The sequence below is a fragment of the Afifella sp. H1R genome (assembly GCF_021462425.1).
GTDB lineage: Bacteria > Pseudomonadota > Alphaproteobacteria > Rhizobiales > Afifellaceae > Afifella > Afifella aestuarii.
The window spans coordinates 1,901,608-1,920,303 of sequence record NZ_JAKEDY010000001.1 but is presented as its reverse complement, the minus strand read 5'-3'; the positions used below and the strand labels follow the sequence as shown (position 1 = coordinate 1,920,303).

Annotated in this window: 18 protein-coding genes; 11 read left to right on the top strand and 7 right to left on the bottom strand. The window is 63.3% G+C overall.

Going from position 1 to position 18,696, the window contains the following annotated elements:
- The 8 genes from ccoP (at position 1) to mtnK (ending at position 8,470) form a co-directional block, all read left to right on the top strand.
- Positions 1-933 carry a cytochrome-c oxidase, cbb3-type subunit III gene (gene ccoP / locus L0F51_RS09160; RefSeq protein WP_234628878.1) on the top strand — a complete coding sequence of 311 codons (933 nt, stop codon included), beginning with the start codon at positions 1-3 and terminating at the stop codon, positions 931-933.
- Between the two features lie 355 nt (positions 934-1,288).
- Positions 1,289-2,821: a cytochrome c oxidase accessory protein CcoG gene (gene ccoG / locus L0F51_RS09155; protein ID WP_234628877.1), complete on the top strand. Its 1,533-nt coding sequence runs from the start codon at positions 1,289-1,291 to the stop codon at positions 2,819-2,821.
- Between the two features lie 8 nt (positions 2,822-2,829).
- Positions 2,830-3,327: a FixH family protein gene (locus L0F51_RS09150; protein ID WP_234628876.1), complete on the top strand. Its 498-nt coding sequence runs from the start codon at positions 2,830-2,832 to the stop codon at positions 3,325-3,327.
- Positions 3,324-5,630, top strand: a complete 2,307-nt coding sequence (locus L0F51_RS09145) for a heavy metal translocating P-type ATPase (protein WP_234628875.1) — start codon at positions 3,324-3,326, stop codon at positions 5,628-5,630. Before L0F51_RS09150 ends, L0F51_RS09145 begins: the two co-directional genes overlap by 4 nt.
- Complete coding sequence (ccoS, locus tag L0F51_RS09140; protein WP_128291128.1) at positions 5,627-5,827, top strand: cbb3-type cytochrome oxidase assembly protein CcoS; 201 nt, start codon at positions 5,627-5,629, stop codon at positions 5,825-5,827. The genes L0F51_RS09145 and ccoS overlap by 4 nt, the downstream gene beginning before the upstream one ends.
- The gene (locus L0F51_RS09135; RefSeq protein ID WP_234628874.1) at positions 5,820-6,251 is read left to right on the top strand and encodes a hypothetical protein; all 432 of its coding nucleotides are present in this window, start codon (positions 5,820-5,822) and stop codon (positions 6,249-6,251) included. The genes ccoS and L0F51_RS09135 overlap by 8 nt, the downstream gene beginning before the upstream one ends.
- Positions 6,252-6,389: 138 nt before the next feature.
- Positions 6,390-7,082, top strand: a complete 693-nt coding sequence (locus L0F51_RS09130; protein WP_234628873.1) for a glutathione S-transferase N-terminal domain-containing protein — start codon at positions 6,390-6,392, stop codon at positions 7,080-7,082.
- Positions 7,083-7,174: 92 nt separating this feature from the next.
- A complete protein-coding gene (mtnK, locus tag L0F51_RS09125) occupies positions 7,175-8,470 on the top strand; it encodes an S-methyl-5-thioribose kinase (RefSeq protein WP_234628872.1) in 1,296 nt (431 codons plus the stop codon).
- A 126-nt stretch (positions 8,471-8,596) separates the two neighbouring features.
- On the opposite strand, the gene L0F51_RS09120 is transcribed toward mtnK, so the two are convergent.
- Both L0F51_RS09120 and L0F51_RS09115 read right to left on the bottom strand, forming a co-directional pair.
- Entirely contained in the window at positions 8,597-8,962 is a 366-nt protein-coding gene (locus L0F51_RS09120) for a cupin domain-containing protein (RefSeq protein ID WP_234628871.1), read from the bottom strand.
- A gap of 136 nt (positions 8,963-9,098) precedes the next feature.
- On the bottom strand, positions 9,099-9,830 hold the full coding sequence (locus L0F51_RS09115) for an NAD(P)-dependent oxidoreductase (RefSeq protein WP_255701297.1): 732 nt from the start codon (positions 9,828-9,830) through the stop codon (positions 9,099-9,101).
- Positions 9,831-9,899: 69 nt separating this feature from the next.
- Here L0F51_RS09115 and L0F51_RS09110 point away from each other — a divergent pair, with 69 nt between their 5' ends.
- On the top strand, positions 9,900-10,373 hold the full coding sequence (locus L0F51_RS09110) for a MarR family winged helix-turn-helix transcriptional regulator (protein WP_234628869.1): 474 nt from the start codon (positions 9,900-9,902) through the stop codon (positions 10,371-10,373).
- A 15-nt stretch (positions 10,374-10,388) separates the two neighbouring features.
- On the opposite strand, the gene mtnA is transcribed toward L0F51_RS09110, so the two are convergent.
- On the bottom strand, positions 10,389-11,495 hold the full coding sequence (gene mtnA, locus L0F51_RS09105; RefSeq protein WP_234628868.1) for an S-methyl-5-thioribose-1-phosphate isomerase: 1,107 nt from the start codon (positions 11,493-11,495) through the stop codon (positions 10,389-10,391).
- 141 nt (positions 11,496-11,636) lie between these two features.
- Here mtnA and L0F51_RS09100 point away from each other — a divergent pair, with 141 nt between their 5' ends.
- Entirely contained in the window at positions 11,637-12,308 is a 672-nt protein-coding gene (locus tag L0F51_RS09100; protein ID WP_128291134.1) for a class II aldolase/adducin family protein, read from the top strand.
- A gap of 64 nt (positions 12,309-12,372) precedes the next feature.
- Here L0F51_RS09100 and L0F51_RS09095 read toward each other — a convergent pair whose 3' ends face one another.
- The 4 genes from L0F51_RS09095 to L0F51_RS09080 form a co-directional block, all read right to left on the bottom strand.
- The gene (locus tag L0F51_RS09095; protein WP_234628867.1) at positions 12,373-14,031 is read right to left on the bottom strand and encodes an ABC transporter ATP-binding protein; all 1,659 of its coding nucleotides are present in this window, start codon (positions 14,029-14,031) and stop codon (positions 12,373-12,375) included.
- 1 nt (position 14,032) lies between these two features.
- On the bottom strand, positions 14,033-15,166 hold the full coding sequence (locus L0F51_RS09090; protein WP_128291136.1) for an ABC transporter permease: 1,134 nt from the start codon (positions 15,164-15,166) through the stop codon (positions 14,033-14,035).
- Positions 15,167-15,174: 8 nt separating this feature from the next.
- Positions 15,175-16,098, bottom strand: a complete 924-nt coding sequence (oppB, locus tag L0F51_RS09085; protein ID WP_234628866.1) for an oligopeptide ABC transporter permease OppB — start codon at positions 16,096-16,098, stop codon at positions 15,175-15,177.
- Positions 16,099-16,224: 126 nt separating this feature from the next.
- Complete coding sequence (locus L0F51_RS09080; RefSeq protein WP_234628865.1) at positions 16,225-17,811, bottom strand: peptide ABC transporter substrate-binding protein; 1,587 nt, start codon at positions 17,809-17,811, stop codon at positions 16,225-16,227.
- Between the two features lie 162 nt (positions 17,812-17,973).
- On the opposite strand from L0F51_RS09080, the gene L0F51_RS09075 reads away from it, so the two are divergent.
- Entirely contained in the window at positions 17,974-18,690 is a 717-nt protein-coding gene (locus L0F51_RS09075; RefSeq protein ID WP_234628864.1) for a fumarylacetoacetate hydrolase family protein, read from the top strand.
- Positions 18,691-18,696: the final 6 nt, after the last annotated feature.

Below are 18,696 nucleotides of genomic sequence, written 5' to 3'. Positions count from 1 at the left end.
ATGGCCACCAATAAAGATGGCGCTTCGAACGAGCCGCGAGGCCATGGCGTCGAGATCGACAAGGTCACCGGGACGGAAACGACCGGTCATGAATGGGACGGGATCAAGGAGCTCAACAATCCCCTGCCGCAGTGGTGGCTGTACATTTTCTACGGCTGCACGATCTTCGCTCTCGTCTATGTCGTGCTCTATCCAGCGATCCCGCTGATCAAAACCGGTACCGACGGAGTTCTCGGCTGGCATTCCCGCTCAGCAATTGCGCGTGAGCTGACCGCCGTCGAGGAAGGCCGCCAGGCGGTGATGAACCAGATCCGCGACACGCCGCTGGAGGAGATCCGCACCAACGACGAGCTGATGCAGGTTGCCTTCCGGGGCGGTGAATCGGCGTTCAAGGTCAATTGCGTCCAGTGCCACGGCTCCGGTGCCGAGGGCGGCTATGGCTATCCGAACCTCAATGACGATGCCTGGATATGGGGCGGAACGCTCGAAGATATCCACACCACGCTGCAGCACGGCGTCCGCTACGAACAGGACGATGAAACGCGGATCTCCGAGATGCCGGCGTTCGGCCGCGACGGCCTGTTGGATTCGAGCCAGATCGAGCAGGTGGCGAATTACGTCCGCTCGCTGTCCGGCCTCGAACATGACGGGGCTCTCGCCGAGGAGGGCGCACAGGTCTTCGCCGACAATTGCGCCGTGTGCCATGGTGAGAGCGGACAGGGCCAGCAGATGCTGGGTGCGCCTGCGCTCAACGATCAGGTGTGGCTCTACAGCCCGGACCTCGAGCAGATCGAATCGCAGGTGAACAGTCCCAAGCACGGCGTCATGCCGGCCTGGTCCGGGCGCCTCGACGAAGTCACCATCAAGCAGCTGGCACTTTACGTGTGGTCGCTGGGCGGTGGTCAGAACGTGGATGCGACCGCCGCGAACTGAGGCGCGTCTCTCCGATCTGAGGTTTTAAAACGGGCGGCCGATGGCTGCCCGTTTCTTTATATCGTGCTTTCCTGATATGATTGTCCGAAGCGGCCGGCTCGCCGGTCCGTTCGTCGTCGACGAAGGCAGGACTTTCTGGCATCCATGTTCTGTCGTAACCGCAATCTGCTGGGTTGAGCCGGCCGGACCGCGCGCCTGGTTGCGTCGCGTGGCGCTTTGTCGTCTGAGCTGTTTCTTGTCGCATGCGGCGAATGCGCTCAGTCCGTCCCGGCGAGCTGGATTGACTTGGGTCAAACGGATTAGACCGTTTCCAAGCTATCCACGCGCATGCTGTCGCGGCAGCAATGGAATCTAAATGGCCAAGATGAATCAGGACACCTACGCGGGGGGCGGGGTTGTCGACCAGGTCGAGGCCGATCCGGTCAATAGCCGTAACGAACGGTCGCTTTACGCGGCGCGTCTCAAAATTTTTCCTCAGAAAGTCTCCGGTGCCTTCCGGCGGCTGAAATGGCTGATCATGTTCGTCACCCTGGGCATTTACTGGGTGACGCCATGGATCCGCTGGGAGCGGGGGCCGAACGCGCCCGACCAGGCGGTGCTCGTCGACCTCGCCAGTCGCCGCTTCTATTTCTTCTCGATCGAGATCTGGCCGCAGGAATTCTACTATGTGGCCGGCCTGCTCATCATGGCGGGCCTCGGCCTCTTCCTGATCACCTCGGTCGTCGGCCGGGCCTGGTGCGGCTACACCTGTCCGCAGACAGTGTGGACCGACCTCTATATGGCGGTCGAACGACGGATTATCGGTGACCGAAACGCCCAGATGCGCCTCGACAAGGCGCCCTGGGGCTTCGCCAAGATCCGCAAGATCGCCACCGTGCATGCGATCTGGCTCCTCATCGCGATCGCGACCGGCGGCGCCTGGGTGTTCTATTTCGCCGACGCTCCGGGGCTCGCCGTCGATCTCGTGACGCTGAAGGCGCCTCCTGCCGCCTATGTGACGATCGCGGTCCTGACTTTTACGACCTATGTCTTCGCCGGCTTCATGCGCGAGCAGGTGTGCACCTATATGTGCCCGTGGCCGCGCATTCAGGGCGCCATGCTCGATGAAGATTCGCTCATCGTCACCTACAACGACTGGCGGGGCGAGCCGCGCGCGCGGCATCGCAAGAAGAGCGAGCAGCAGGGGCTGGACACCGGCGATTGTGTCGATTGCAACGCCTGCGTCGCGGTCTGCCCCATGGGCATCGACATTCGCGACGGCCAGCAGCTGGAATGCATCACCTGCGCTCTGTGCATCGATGCCTGCAACAACATCATGGACAAGGTGAACAAGCCGCGCGGGCTGATTTCCTACTCAACGCTGCAGGATTATCAGGTCCATGCCGCTGCGGCGGCGAGCAAGGGCCGCGAAGTGGCGAAGGAAGAGCAGCGCCGCTTTTCCGTGTCCCACATCGTGCGTCCGCGCACGGTCATCTACTTCACGCTCTGGTCGCTCATCGGCGTTGCCATGCTCGTTACGCTCGCCATGCGCGACCGTCTCGACATCAACGTCCTGCATGAGCGCAATCCGCTCTTCGTGACGCTCTCCGACGGGTCGGTGCGCAACACCTATACGGTGAAGCTCCTCAACATGCTGCCGGAGCTCAAGACGTTCTCGGTGACGCTCGACGGGCTGCCTGGGGCGGAGATGTGGTACGCTGGCGCGGAAGAGGAAAAGAGCCGGAACCTGATCGTCGAGGTGCAGCCGGATCGCGTGCGCGATCTCAGGGTGTTCGTGGTGATGCCGGAAGGGGCCCGCGGGTCTCAGGATTTCGATTTTGTTGTCACCGATCCCGAGACGGGTCAGACTTCTTCGGCTGATGCGCAATTCCACGGGCCGACGCGATGAGACGGGTGATGAGTGCTTTCTGGCCAAGCGAGGAAAATCCCCTCAACGGCTGGCATTTCTTCGGCATTATCTCGCTGTTTTTCGGCACCATCATCATCGTGAATTTCACGATGGCCTTCTTTGCGACATCGACCTTCCCGGGGCTCATCGTCGAGAACTCCTACGTCGCGAGCCAGAATTACAACAAATGGCTGGCGGCGAGCCGGGCGCAGGACGCGCGCGGCTGGGATGCGAAGTTCGACACGACCGGCGGTATTCTGACCGTCGATCTGCGCGACAAGAGCGGGGCGCCGATTACGGGTCTCGATGTCTCCGCCATCATCGGGCGTGCTTCGGACTGGAACGAGGATCGTCTCGTGATGTTGCAGCAGGTTGCCGACGGCTATCGCGCCGATGATCCGTTGGGGCCGGGGCGCTGGATGGTGGAGCTCAAGGTCCGCTCCGGCGAGGATCTGGTCTTTCGCACGACCGAGCCGGTGATGGTCGATAGCGGACCAGCCTCATGAGCTGCTGCGGGGAAGGCGCCTCGCTTGCCGCGATCGAGCTTGCCCGATCGCAACCCGACCCTGTTGATGATCACGTCGATCCGGCCTTCCTGCGCGAAGCGAAGGACGGCGCAACCGAGCTGACGCTGATCGTGCCGGACATGCATTGTGCCGGCTGCCTCGCGAAGGTGGAGCGGGCCCTTCTCTCGGTCGCGGGTGTGTCGCGGGCGCGCGCCAATCTGACGGCCCACAAGGCGGTGGTCGGTTTCGATCCGCAGACGGCAGAAGCCGAAGAGCTGATCGCGGCCGTCCGCGGTGTCGGCTACGCGGCAAGGCCGGTCGATCCCGCCGTGTTCAACAATGTCGCCGACGAAGAGGCTGGAGCGGAGCTGTTGCGCTCGCTTGCCGTGGCCGGATTTGCCGCCGGCAATGTCATGCTCTTGTCGGTTTCCGTCTGGTCCGGTGCCGACGAAGCGACGCGAAACCTTTTTCACTGGATTTCGGCGATGATCGCGCTGCCGGCGATCGCCTATGCCGGGCGGCCTTTCTTCCGATCCGCGGCGCGGGCGCTTTCCGCCCGCAGCCTCAATATGGATGTGCCGATCTCACTTGCCGTCGTGCTGGCCGCCTTGATGAGCCTGCACGAGACCATCATCGGCGCGCGGCATGCCTGGTTCGATGCCTCGATTACGCTCCTCTTCTTTCTGCTGATCGGGCGGGTGCTCGATTTCCGTATGCGGGGGGTGGCGCGGGCCGCCGCGACGCGGCTGTTGTCGTTGTCGGCCGACAGCGCGCGGCTCGTCGGCGAGGATGGCCGTATCAGCCTCGTGCGCGCGGGGGCGGTGAAACCTGGAGATGTCGTCGAAGTGGCGGCCGGGGAGCGTGTGCCGCTCGACGGAACGGTCATTTCGGGCTGGAGCGACATCGACAAATCGCCGTTGACGGGCGAACCCTTGCCCGAGGCGGTTCGGGATGGCTGTGCCGTCTTCGCTGGAACTCTCAACGTCACCGGCCCGATCCGTCTCAAGGTGGAGAAGGGGGCGGGCGACAGTCTCCTCGCCGACATCATCCGCCTGATGGAAGGCGCGGAAGCGGGCCGTGGCCGCTTTGTCGGTCTCGCCGACCGTGCTGCACGCATCTATGCGCCCGCCGTCCATATCCTGGCGGCTCTCGCTTTCGTCGGCTGGTTTCTCGTCGGCATCGGCTGGCACGATTCCTTGATGATCGCCATCGCCGTTCTCATCATCACCTGCCCTTGCGCGCTCGGCCTGGCGGTGCCTGCGACACAGATCGTGGCGAGCGGGCGGCTTCTGAAGGAAGGCATCATCGTCAAGGACGGCGCGGCCCTCGAACGCCTTGCCGGCGTCGATACGGTCGTCTTCGATAAGACCGGGACCTTGACCGGCGGGGATCCCCGTCTTGCCGAGGAGCCGGAGGTGGACGACAGGACCTGGGCGCTGGCCGCGGCGCTGGCCAGCAAGAGCCGCCATCCGCTCGCCAAAGCGCTGGCCGCGGCGGCTCAAGACCGCGGGGTTACGCCTCTCTCCGTGGAGGATGTGCGCGAAGAGCCCGGAGCGGGCATGGAAGCGCGTTTCGAAGGCCGTCGCGTGCGTCTCGGACGGCGGGAATGGGTTGCCGAGACAGACCCGGCCGAGAGCGGCGGGGCTTTTTCGGAAATCTGGCTCGAGATCCCGGGCGCGGCGCCCAAGGCCTTCCGTTTCGTCGATCGGTTGCGGCCCGATGCGGCGCCGCTCGTCGCGCGTCTCAAGGAGATGGGGTTCGGCGTGCATCTTCTCTCGGGCGATCGGCCGGAGGCGGTCGCAGCAGCCGCTCGCGGCCTCGGCATTGCCGAATGGAAGGGCGGGGTGACGCCCGCCGACAAGGTCGCGGAAGTGGAGCGGTTGCAGAGAGAGGGCCGGCATGTCCTGATGGTCGGCGACGGCATCAACGATGCGCCGGCGCTCGCGGCTGCGGCGGCTTCGATTTCGCCCGCGACCGGTTCCGACATTTCGCAGGTCGCGGCCGATTTCGTCCTCTCGTCCGGTGCGCTGGCACCGGTCGCGGAAGGCATCGCCGTCGCGCGCCGGGCAAGGCGCGTCATCCTGGAGAATTTTGCGATCGCGCTCGCCTACAATGCGATCGCCGTGCCGGTGGCGCTCGCCGGTTTTGCGACCCCGCTCATCGCCGCGGTCGCCATGTCGAGCTCCTCCATCCTGGTGACGGCGAATGCGCTTCGCCTGTCTCTCGGCGCTGGCAAGCGGGCGACCGCAAAGCAGCAGCCGCGCAATGCGCTCGCCGATACCGGCCGGGAAGCAGCGGCGTGACCATCCTCGTCATTCTCATTCCGGCGGCGTTGTTTTTGGGCGCGCTTGGCCTTGCCGCGTTTCTATGGTCTCTAAAGAGCGGACAATACGACGACCTCGACGGTGCCGCCGCCCGCATTCTCCTCGACGACGAGCCTGCGGATGGGAAGCGCCGGAACGAGGCGCGCGAGGAAGAGGACGCAGCCCAACATGTATGAAATTCTGCGCATGGCGCATCTGATCATGATCGCGATGGTCACCGGCATGGCCGTCTCGCATTACGTTATGCTGCGCGCCAGCGCCGGCCGTGAGGGTGAAGGCGGGCGGGCTCTGGCGCTCGCCCGACGCACGCTCGGCAATTTCACCACCATGGTTCTCGCCTTCGTCTGGTTGACCGGCGTCCTGCTTCTGTGGAGCCATTACGGCATGACGGAGAGGGAGGTGAGCGCCTGGTTCTATGTGAAGATCCTCTTCGTCATCGTTTTGACCGGTGCCCATATCGCCCAGCGGGTCACCGCCGGCGGCATGCGCGGCATCACGGTCGAAGGCCGCAGGATCATCGAGCGCTATGTCTCGATCGTCTGGCTGTCGGCGCTTCTCTCCATCTGCTTTGCGGTGATCTCCTTCACGCCGTCGCAGTAGCGCCCTTGAAGTAACGCCTTCGAAGTAACCCCGTCGCGTCTCGCCGCCTCCTCGCGGCGTTGCGTCCGGCTTCCTAGAAAATCGGAACGACGTTAACCTTCGCCGGCTTTCCAACGCGCCGGTTTTCGAGGGGGAACAATGACGCGAAGGCTTTTCGATTTGTGCGGGCGAGACCGCAATCTGCGCTTCAGCCCGTATTGCTGGCGCGCCAAAATGGCACTTGCTCATAAGGGGCTCGAATTCGAGACCGTGCCGACGCCGTTTCTCGGTGTCGCGGCGATCGAACCCGATGTCGTGCGCACGGTGCCTGTGCTCGACGACCATGGCGTCAGGGTGCGCGATTCCTTCGAGATCGCAGTGCATCTGGAACATGCCTATCCGGACCGGGCGCCGCTCTTTGCCGCCGCGGACGGGATCGCGGCCGCGCGTTTCATGGAAAGCGCCACATTCGCCACGCTGCATCCGCCGATCCTGCGCATGATCGTGAAGGATATCCACGATCAGCTCGACGATGCCGATCAAGAGTATTTCCGCGAGAGCCGGGAGAGCCGTCTCGGCCTGCCTCTCGAAGAAGCGCAGCAGGATGTCGGGCTCGTCAGCCCCGAACTCGACAAGGCACTGGCGCCGCTCCGCCGGACGCTGGAATTCCATCCCTGGCTCGCCGGTGAGCAGCCGGGATTTGTCGATTATATCCCATTCGGAACGCTGATGTGGCTGGCCGTCATCCATGGCGGGTTGCCGATCGATCCCGATGATGCCGTCGCCGACTGGTTCGGACGCTGCCTCGATCTCCATGATGGTCTGGCGCGCGGCGCACGCTTCGCCGCCTGAGGCAACGCGCGGTCTTGCGGGACGAGCCGCAAGGGCGTTGCATCTCCTGACATGAGGTCAAGCCCCCGGCACGCGGGGGCGGGGAGGATGAGATGACCGCACCCTTGCAAGTCCCGCCGGGCTACCGCGCCCATGATCCGGAAAGCCTGCGCGGCTATCTCGCCGAGATTTCCGCCGTGCGTGACCGGCTCGGCGGCGATCCCGCCGCGTGGACGATCGAGGAGGTCGGAGACGGCAATCTCAATCTCGTCTTCAAGGTGCGGGGGTCTGAAAGCGGCGTCGCGGTCAAGCAGGCGCTGCCCTATCTCCGCCTCGTCGGCGAGGGCTGGCCGCTGCCGCTGGAGCGTGCGCATTTCGAACATATGGCGCTCAGCCGCGAAGCGCAGCATGCGCCGGGCCTCGTTCCGGAGATCTACCATTACGACGAGACGCTGGCGCTCATCGCCATGGAGCTTCTGGAGCCGCATATCATCATGCGGCATGGCATGATCGCCGGTACGGTCTATCCGAAATTCGCCGACGATCTCTCCACTTTCGCCGCCAACACGCTGTTCTTCACCTCCGATCTCGCGCTCAAGGCCGCGGAGAAGAAGGCGATGGTCGGCGCCTTTGCCGGCAACACCGAGCTCTGCAAGATCACCGAGGACCTGATTTTTACCGAGCCCTATATGGTGGCAGAGCGCAACCGCTGGACGGCGCCCTATCTCGACCCGCTCGCCGCCTCGATCCGCGAGGATGGAGACCTCAAGGTCGCGGTCTCACGCCTGAAGCTCAAGTTCATGTGCGATGCGGAGGCGATGCTGCATGGCGATCTCCACACCGGGTCCGTCATGCTGACGCCGGAGGAGACGCGCGTCATCGATCCGGAATTCGCCTTCATGGGGCCGATGGGCTTCGATACCGGTGCGGTGATCGCGAACCTCCTGATCGCCTATTTCTCGCAGGTGGGCCACGAGAGCGCGCCGGGCGGACGCGACGCCTATCGCGCCTGGGTGCTTCAGGCGACGACCGAGTTCTGGAACGGCTTTCGCGCCAAGTTCAAAAAGCTCTGGGAAGAGAACGGCACGGGCGACGCCTATCCCACGCCGCTGTTCGCCTCCGAGGCGGGGAAGACGCGTCTCGCGGCGGAGCGTGAGGCCTATCTCGATCGGCTTTTCGCCGACACGCTCGGCTTTGCCGCCGCCAAGATGATCCGCCGCATTCTGGGTCTCGCCCACAACATCGATCTGGAAAAGATCGCGGACGAAAAGGTGCGTGCCACCGCCGAGGCTCGCTGCCTGCGGCTCGCCCGCGACATGATGGTGAATACGGGCGCCTATGGCTCGATCGAGGCCGTCTGCGGCCAGGCCGAGCGGCTCAACGGCTGTGAGCCGAAACTCGGGGGATAAGGCGTGTGTCGATGACGTGCGAGCACGCCAATTGGCTGTGCTCGCCTCGCCATTTCGAGAAGGCGCCAGATGAGCCAGTCTTCATGCAGATTGCGGTCGTCCGGTCGCCTTCCCATCGAAGGGCGGCTATTTGAAAATCGTCAGCGGACCGCAATTGTCGTCTGCAACAAAGATCGCCAACAGATCGGCTGCTTCCGTCGAACTGGCATTCTCCGCGAAAAGATGGACTGCACCTGGCGGCTCGAACCAAGTCCCGCCGGCGACGTAGGTGCCAGTTCTTTCGCCGGCCAGTTGGGAACGAATGGTGCCGTCAAGAACATAGGCCGTGACCGAGCCGGGGTGCCGATGCTCCGGCGTGAAGGCGTCCGGGGGAAAGTGCACCAACGCTGTCGTGATCGACTTGCTCTCCACGTCCGGCAACGGTGTGCAAGCCAAGATCCTCATCGATGTTTGGGGCCGTGCCGCCGCATCGGAACCGTCCGCGTCGCTCATCTCGTAAAATCTGGAGTGGAGCGGCGGATAGAGTGAGGCTGTGCCCGCAGCGGTGACAAGGAGTATGGCCCAGCCCCAGCGCCGCAAAGCCGAGCGCTGCCATGGGCGGTGATGGGAGCGGAGCATCAGGCTCATTTCAGGGTTCAACCATCCGCCAGTCGGCCGACCAGCCGAGGTCATGTCTCGCCTTTTCGCTCAGAACCGTGCCGTCGTCCTCGGCTATGTTGTAGACGCCTGCTTTGCCGCTCTTGGCGGCGAGAACAGCCGCATATGCCGCCGCGTCGACATGCACGGGCGCTGCCCCGGCCGCTTTGGCGAAGCCGGTTCCGGGTCCGTAAAGCCGACCGTAGCGCAGGATCACACCTTCGAACGGACCCGTGAGGACCTGCCTTTCCAAACTTGCCACGCCGCGCGCGGAAATGCCCGCCCGGCCTGATGCCTCGATTGCGAGCGCATCGCCCTCCCGGTGCGGCAAAGGTCCATCTGCGTAGGCGAAGGCCACGCTTTGCGCGATGAAGCGCTGAACGTGTCCCGCAATCGCGGCGGCGACGAGATTGCACGTGCCCTCGTCGCGGATACGGGCATTTCGTGCGGTCGCCTCTTCCATCTCCGCCGGATCGAGGCCGGGCGGAAGGTCGGTCAGTTGATGGATGACGATGTCGGGTCTTGCGTGCGTAACAGCTTCTTCGAGGCGTGCCGCGTCGAACACGTCGCCGACGACAGGCTCAGCCCCAAGTGCTGCAAGCTCTGCACATTTCTCTTTATGGCGTGTCAGACCGACGACCTGCCAACCTTGGGCTATGAGCATCGGAACCAGTCGGCGGCCGACCGCGCCGCTTGCTCCCGCCACAAAAACCTTTCCCGCCATACCGCACACCCTTTCGTGTCACCTGAACTTTATTTATCATAGTTCTGATAACATATCAGGGTGCTGATAATGAGCAAGAGTGCCGATCAGACGAAATTGCCCGAGATTGGTGAGGGCAAACGCGGCGAGGGCGGATATCTTGGTTATCTGCTGCGACAGGCCGCTGCGGCCCATCGCCTGCGCATGGATCGCGCCCTGGCCGACCTTGAGGTCACGCCGCCACAATTTGCGGTGATGACGATGGTGAAAGCGTATCCGGGTCAGTCCAACGCCGACATCGCGCGTATGGCCCTCCTTACGCCCCAGACGACGAATGTGATCGTGGCGAACCTGGAGCGTGCCGGACATATCCAGCGCCGGCCGCACGAGGTGCATCGCAGGATTCTGCGGATCGACCTGACCCCATCTGGGAACGACCTACTGCAAGCTTGCCGTTCGCGCGTGCAGGCGGTGGAGGCGGAACTTGCTCAAGGCTTCAGCGAGGAAACCACAGCCGAAATCCGCCGCTGGTTGGTCGCCGTATCGCGGCTGAATGCGGGCTAACGGTGGGATCGCCGCTCAAGCCGCCACCCGCACTCTTTCCGGGAACGCTGCGGCGATTGCTTCGGGTGTCGGCTCGATGACGCCGCGTTCGGTCACGAGGCCGGTGACGAGGCGGGCAGGTGTGACGTCGAAGGCGTAATTGGCGACCGGTGAGCCGTCCGGGATGATGGTGACGGTTTCGATCTCTCTGGATGAAGTGCGGCCGGTGATTTTCGCCACTTCGTCGCCGGAGCGCTCTTCGATCGGGATTTCTTTCACACCGTCATGGACGCGGAAATCGATCGTCGGCGAGGGCAGGCCGACATAGAACGGCACGGCATTGTCGCGCGCCGCGAGCGCCTTCAAATAGGTGCCGATCTTGTTGCAGACGTCGCCGGAAGCTGTGGTGCGGTCTGTGCCGACGATCACCATGTCGACCATGCCATGCTGCATGAGATGGCCGCCGGTGTTGTCGGCAATCACCGTATGCGGCACGCCGTGATGGCCGAGTTCCCAGGCGGTCAGCGAGGCGCCCTGGTTGCGGGGCCGCGTTTCGTCGACCCAGACATGGACGGGAATACCCGCCTCATGCGCCATATAAATCGGCGCCGTCGCGGTGCCCCAATCGACGGTCGCGAGCCAGCCGGCATTGCAATGAGTGAGGATGTTGACCGTCTCGCCCGGCCGCTTGCCCGCGCAGATCGCCTCGATGATGGGAAGGCCGGCGCGACCGATACCGCGGTTGATCTCGACATCCTCGTCGGCGATTTCGGCGGCACGCTCATAGGCGCGCGCCGGTCGCTCGCTCGGCGACAGTGGCGACAGGGCCTGCATCATCTCGTCGAGCGCCCAGCGGAGATTGATGGCCGTCGGGCGGGTGGCGTGAAGATGGTCGTAGGCGGCGGACAGGGCATCGTTGGAGGGGTCGCTGCGGGCGGCGAGCGCCATGCCGTAGGCGGCGGTGGCGCCGATCAGGGGCGCACCGCGCACCAGCATGTCCTTGATGGCGGTTGCCGCGTCCTCCATCGTCTCAAGGCGTGCGATCTCGAAACGATGCGGCAGCTTCGTCTGGTCGATGATCTCGACGGTCTCACCGTCGTCCCCCAGCCAGATGGTGCGATAGGGCGTGCCATCGACCTGCATCTCGTCCTCCTGCAGAATACACCGAACATGGTCGGAGCGCCGCGCCGTCCTGTCAATGAGACGCAAAGGCCAGGTGCATCCCTGCGCGCCGCATGGCGGAACGTGCCGCTTCGTGATAGCGCCGAGGCAGGAGGAAGTGCCATGAGCAAGACAGAGAAAGCGCTGAGGAAGGCGATCATCGCCGCCTGTCGCGAGATGAATTCAAGCGGCCTCAATCAGGGCACGGCGGGCAACATCTCCGCGCGCTACAAAGACCGGCTTTTGATCACGCCGAGCGGCATTCCCTATGACGAGCTGGAGCCGGAGATGATCGCGGCCCTGCCGCTCAATGGCGAATACGGCGCCTATGAGGGGCCGAACAAGCCGTCGAGCGAATGGCGCTTCCATCTCGACATCGCCAAGGCGCGGCCGGAGATCGGCGCCACCGTCCACACGCATGCGCCCTATGCGACGACGCTCGCGATCGCGCGGCGCGAGATCCCGGCCTGTCATTACATGGTGACCGCCTTCGGCGGGGCGGAGATCCGCTGCGCCCCCTATCGCAAATTCGGCTCCAAGGAATTGTCCGAGGTCGCGCTCGAAGCCCTTCAGGGGCGAAAAGGCTGCCTTCTCGCCAATCACGGCATGATCGCCATCGGCGCCGATCTGGAGCGGGCGATGTGGCTTGCCGTCGAGCTCGAAGCGCTCGCCCGCCACTATTACCAGGCGCTTCTGATCGGTGGTCCGGTGCTTTTGTCTGAACACGAGATTGCCGAAGCCGGCGAGCTCATGTCCGGCTACGGACTTGCCGTGGAGCAGGCGCGCGACGCCTGAGACGCCGCGCGTATTTCACTCACGGAACCAGGCCCAGAGGTGGCACGCCAAGGGCGCGGGAGGCTTAGGACGCCTCCGCCTCTTGCGTTGCAGCGGCTTCCTGTTCGGCCTCTCTGCGGGCCTCCTGGCTCATGAAGGCGGCGGCCATCAGCTCTTTGGTGTAGTCCTTCTGCGGACGGGCGAAGACATCTTCCGTCAGCCCTTCTTCCACGACCTTGCCTTCCTTCATGACGATGACGGTGTCGGCAAGTGCCCGCACCACCGAGAGGTCGTGGCTGATGAAGAGATAGGAGAGGTTGTGCTCGCGCTGCAATTTGCGCAACAGGTCGACGATCTCCTTCTGCACGGAGCGATCGAGTGCCGATGTGGGCTCGTCGAGGACGAGCACTTTCGGCTTCAAGATCATGGCACGGGCGATCGCGATCCTCTGCCGCTGGCCGCCTGAGAATTCGTGCGGATAGCGGTTGCGCATCGACGGATCGAGCTGCACCTCCTTGAGCGCCTCCACGGCGCGGCGGTCGCGTTCCTTGCGGCCGAGCTCCGGCTCGTGGACGAGAAGCCCTTCGGTGATGATCTGCCCGACCGTGAGGCGCGGCGACAGCGACCCGTAGGGATCCTGGAAGACGATCTGCAATTGCCGGCGCAGAGGGCGATCGCGGCGAAGATCCGCACCGGTCAGATCCTGACCTTCGAAGATGATGTCGCCGCGGCTTGAAATGAGGCGCAACAGCGCGCGCCCGAGCGTCGATTTGCCGGAGCCCGATTCGCCCACGATGCCGATCGTCTGGCCTTGCCTCAGCGTCAAAGAGAGGTTGTCGACGGCTTTCAATTCGAAGGAATTCTTGCCGAAGAGCCCCTCTTTGATCTTGAAGGAGACGGAGACGCCGCGCCCCTGAAGGAGCACGGGAGCTGTCTCTGGGACCGGCTCCTTGTGTCCCTCCGGCTCGGCGGCCAGAAGCATCTTCGTATAGGGGTGCTGCGGGCGCACGAAGATCTCGCTGACGGCACCTTGTTCCACCACTTCGCCGGCGCGCATGACATAGACGCGGTCCGCAAAACGGCGAACGATGCCGAGATCGTGGGTGATGAAGACGATCGCCATGCCGAGCCGGTCCTGGAGATCCTTCAGGAGCCTGAGGATTTCCGCCTGGATTGTCACGTCGAGGGCCGTCGTCGGTTCGTCGGCGATGAGGATGTCGGGATCGTTGGCGAGCGCCATGGCGATCATGACGCGCTGGCGCTGGCCGCCGGACATCTCATGCGGGTAGGCGTCGAGACGCCGCTCGGCATTGGGGATGCGCACGAGCTTCAGAAGTTCGAGCGCCTTTGCCCGCGCTGCCTTGGGGCTCAGCCCACCGTGATGGATCATCGGTTCGGCGATCTGCCGGCCGATCCTGTAGAGCGGGTCGAGCGAAGACATCGGCTCCTGGAAGATCATGGTGATCTTGTCGCCGCGGATGCGGTTGAGCCGACGCGGAGAGAGACGCAGAAGGTCGTCGCCGCGATAGAGCGCCTCGCCGCTGGCACGGCCGTTGGAGGCCAGAAGCCCCATCAGCGACATCACCGTCTGGCTCTTGCCGGAGCCGGATTCGCCGACGATGGCGACGGTTTCGCCGGAGGCGACATCGAAATTGACGCCGCGGACCGCATCGACCTGACCGTCGGCGAGCGTGAAACTCACCTTGAGATCGCGGACGGACAGCACGTTTTCGGGGGTGCTCATGTCAGCGGTCCTTCGGATCGAGCGCGTCGCGCAGGCCATCGCCAATGAAGTTCAGCGAAAACAGGATGAGGGCGAGAGCGATGGAGGGATAAAGCAGGAGCCAGCTGGCCCCCTGCATGTTCTTGGCACCTTCAGAAATGAGCACGCCGAGGCTCGTCAGGGGTTCCTGGACGCCGAGCCCGAGGAAGGAGAGGAAACTTTCCAGGAGGATCACCTTCGGTACCAGAAGCGTCATGTAGACGGCGACCGGGCCCAAGACGTTCGGAATGATGTGACGGCGCACGATCCCTGCGTTGGAGACGCCCAACGCCTCCGCCGCCTCGACGAATTCACGCCGCTTCAAGCTCAAGGTTTGGCCACGCACGATACGCGCCATGTCGAGCCATTCGATGGCGCCGACGGCGATGAACATCAGCACGAAATTGCGCCCGAAGAAGACCACGAGCAGAATGACGAAGAAGATGAACGGGAGCGAATAAAGCACGTCGACGAGGCGCATCATGACGTTGTCGACGCGCCCGCCCAGATATCCGGCAGTGGCGCCGTAGGCGACCCCGATCATCAGGGCGACGACCGTCGCCAGAAGTCCGATGGCGAGCGAGATGCGGATCGCCATGAAGATTCGCGCCAGGAGATCGCGCCCGTTGCCGTCGGTGCCGGCTATGAAATAAAGCCGCGCGACATCCGCTTCGAGCACGGCAGAACGGCCATCGGCCGACGTCTCCGTGATCTTGGCGTTGGAGAAGAGGTCGGAGCGGTCGACATAGCGCGTGATACGCGGATCGACCTCGTCGTCATCGGTGATCTCGGCGCGCACTTTATCGCCTTCGACCTCGACGGAAGCGACGTCGACACGGGCGCGGGAGAGCGAGCGTTCCATTTCGGGCACGATGCGCTCTTCGTGCGGATAGGCCTCAAGGCTCGCCGGCACGCGCACATACTCCGAATAGACGCGGTCATAAGGATGCGGCCATACGAGAGGCCCGACGAGCGAGGCGACAGCCATGACGACGAGAATGAACAGGCTCGTCATCGCCGCCTTGTTGCGCCTGAGGCGTACCAGCGCGTCCTGCCACAGCGAGCGGCCAGAGATCGTCGGCTCGTCGAGGGTGATGGGTTCTTCAGCGATCGACATGTTCGAGCTCAATCGTAGCGGACGCGCGGATCGAGCCACGCATAGACAAGGTCGACGATCATGTTGAACACGACCACGAAGATGGAGACGACCACGACCGTGCCCATGACGAGCGTGTAGTCGCGATTGAGTGCCGCCTGGACGAAATAGCGACCGACGCCCGGAATGCCGAAGATCGTTTCAACGACGATCGAGCCGGTCAGAAGCGCGGCTGCAGCAGGTCCGAGATAGGAGACGACCGGCAGAATGGCCGCCCGCAGGGCATGCACCATGACGACGACACGGGTCGGCAAGCCATAGGCCCGCACCGTGCGCACATGATCCGAGCGCAAGGCCTCGATCATGGCGCCGCGGATGAGGCGCGCGACTATGGCGATCTGCGGCAGGGCGAGCGTCACAATGGGCAGGATCTTGTTGGGAAGGGCGCCGTTGCCCCAACCGCCGGCGGGGAGCCAGCCGAGCGACACGCCGAAAATCAAGGACAGCACGGGTGCGATGACGAAGGGGGGAATGGTGATGCCGAACGTGGCGACGCCGACGACGAGATAATCGATCGTGGAATTCTGCTTCAGAGCGGCGATCGAGCCCAAAACCGTGCCGATGATGAGGGCGAGCGTGAGCGCCGATGCGCCAAGCTGAATCGACACCGGCAGGCCAGCGGCGAAAAGATCGCCCACGGAGAAGTCACGGTAGACGAAGCTTGGTCCGAGATCGCCGTGCAGCAGGTTGCTCAGGTAGAGCAGATATTGCCGCCAGAGCGGTTCGTTGAGGTGATAGATGCGGTTCAAATTCTCCATCACCTTGGCTTCGAGGGGACGTTCCAGATTGAACGGTCCGCCCGGTGCCACGCGCATCAGGAAAAACGATATCGTTATGATGACAAAGAGCGTCGGAATGGCCGTCGCCATCCGGCGCAAAACATAGCTCAGCATCGCCGCTCCGTCGGTGGAAGGCGAAGCCTGCCCATCAGTTAGGCAGCTTCTATGATTGCAGAAAAACCCAGAGGAGGCTCAAGGTTCCCGCACATCCTGTGCGCGGGAACCTCTGCGTCAGCCCGATTACTGCTCGAGGGACATCCACCGCGTTCCGTGGACGTTGACGAGATTGTCCTCCCAACCTTGCAGCTTGTCTGAAACCAGGCTGAGGGAGGAGTAATAAAGGATCGGGATGAAGGGCAGGTCGCGCATGAAGATCGTCTCGGCCTGCTTCAGGACTTCGGCGCGCTCGTCGAGGTCGCTGGTCTCTGCGGCCTTGTCCATCAGCGCGTCGTATTCCGGGTTGTCGTAGTTGGCGTAGTTGAAGCCCGGATTGTTGCTTTCCACCAGGAACAGGAAGTTCTGCGGGTCGGAATAATCGCCGATCCAGCCGGCGCGCGCGATGTCGAAGTCGCCCTGGTCGCGCAGATAGGCGTAGTGGGTGGCGCCATCCGCCGTCACGAAAGTCGTCTTCACACCGATATTCTTCCACATATCGGCGATCGCCGTCGCTGTGTTCTGGTGGTTTTCGCCAGTGTTGTAGCGGATCTCGACGCTCAGCGGGTTGTCTTTTCCGTACCCTGCCTCTTCGAGCAGCTCGATGGCTTTGTCTTCGCGGTCGAGCGGATCCATGTCCTTGTAATCGGCATAAGCCGGCTCGCCGTAATTGCCGATGCCGGGGGGGATCAGCGAATAGGCGGGCAGCATGGCGCCGGCCCAGATCTCGTCCGCGATGAATTCGCGATCGATCGCCATCGACAGGGCCTGGCGAACGCGCACGTCGGAAAGCTTCTCCTTGTCGGCCTTCACCGCGTAATAATAGGTGCCAAGATACGGAACGATATGGACTTCGTCGCCCAGCGTGTCTTTCACATACTTCATCTGCTCGGTCGGAATGTCGGAGCAGGATTGCACTTCACCGGCCTCGAAGCGCCGCAGGCAGGCTGAGCGATCCTCGAAGGGAATGTAGATCACCTTGTCGATGGCAACGTTGTCGGCATCATGGAAATTCTTGTTCTTGACGAGGACGATACGCGAATTCGGCGTGAATTCCTGGAGCGTATAGGCGCCGTTCGACACCATGTTCTCCGGCTGCACGAAATCGGTGCCGAACTCCTTCACCGCCGGCGGATAGACGGGCAGGCTGGTCTGATGGGTCAGCAGCTCGAGGAAATACGGTGTCTGGTTTTCCAGGGTGAACTGGAGTGTGTGCTCGTCGAGCGCCTTGACGCCAATCTCTTCGGGCGGAACCTTGCCGGAATTGGCCGCTTCGGCGTTTTTGATCGGATAGAGGATGTTGGCGTATTTGGCGCCGGTCTCCGGGTTGATGATCCTCTGATACGAGAAGACGAAATCTTCCGCCGTCAGAGGTTCACCGTTCGACCATTTGGCATCGTCGCGCAGGTGGAAGGTCCAGGTCAGACCGTCATCCGATGTCTCCCAGCTCTCCGCGACGCCGGGAACGACTTTGGCTGAAGAGCTGTAGACGACGAGGCCTTCATAAAGGTCACGTAGGACATTCGCTTCCGAAATGGTCGACGTTTTGTGCTGATCGAGCGTCTCGGGGTCGGCGTCGTTGCCGCGTGTATAAGTGACCTCGGCGCTGGCGCTCGCGGCCATCAATGCTACCGCCGCTGCGCCCAGAACGAACCTGGACAACAATCTGCGCATTCCTGATCCTCCTTGAGAGGGCGGACTTCAAAAGCCCAGCCTAACGTGCGGGGACACTACGCGCGGAATCGATTGTATGGCAACTTGCCGCCACGGAAGCGTCGAAATCCTGTGCCGCGGTGTCCACAGGCCTGTCGCCGCACGCGCAAAGGAGGCGCGCTTATGAGCTCATCGGAGGAAAAGCCTGCTTTCGTCTTCCCGCCGCCGCCCACGGTCGGCGTGCCGATTGCGACAGCTGCGGCGGTTTTCCCGGTGCGGCGGATCTTCTGCGTCGGTCGCAATTATGCCGACCATGCGCGGGAAATGGGCGCCGAGGTCGATCGCGAGGCACCGTTTTATTTCACCAAGCCGGCCGATGCGGTCGCTTTGTCGGGGGCGACGATCGCCTATCCGCCGGGCACGCAGGATTGCCATTACGAAGGAGAGTTCGTGGTGGCGCTCGGCGGTCCTGCCTTTCAAGTTTCGCCGGATGAGGCGATGGGTTGCGTCTTCGGCTATGCCTCCGGCATCGATTTGACGCGGCGCGACCTGCAGGGCGCGGCAAAGACCAAAGGCCGCCCCTGGGATCTCGGCAAGGCGTTCGAGAATTCCGCCCTGATCGCGCCGATCACGCCTGCATCCGATTTCGGTGCGATCGGCGAGCAGACGCTCACAACGCGCGTCAATGGCGAGGTGCGGCAGCAGGCGAGACTGTCCGATATGGTCTGGAGCGTGCCGGAGCTGATCGCCCATCTGTCACGCTATTATCACCTGAAGCCCGGCGATCTCCTCTATACGGGCACGCCCGCCGGTGTCGGGGCGGTGAAGCCGGGCGACAAATTGTCCGTTCAGATCGAGGGGCTCGAGGAGCTCAGCATCGCGATCGGGCCGGCGGAGTGACCACGC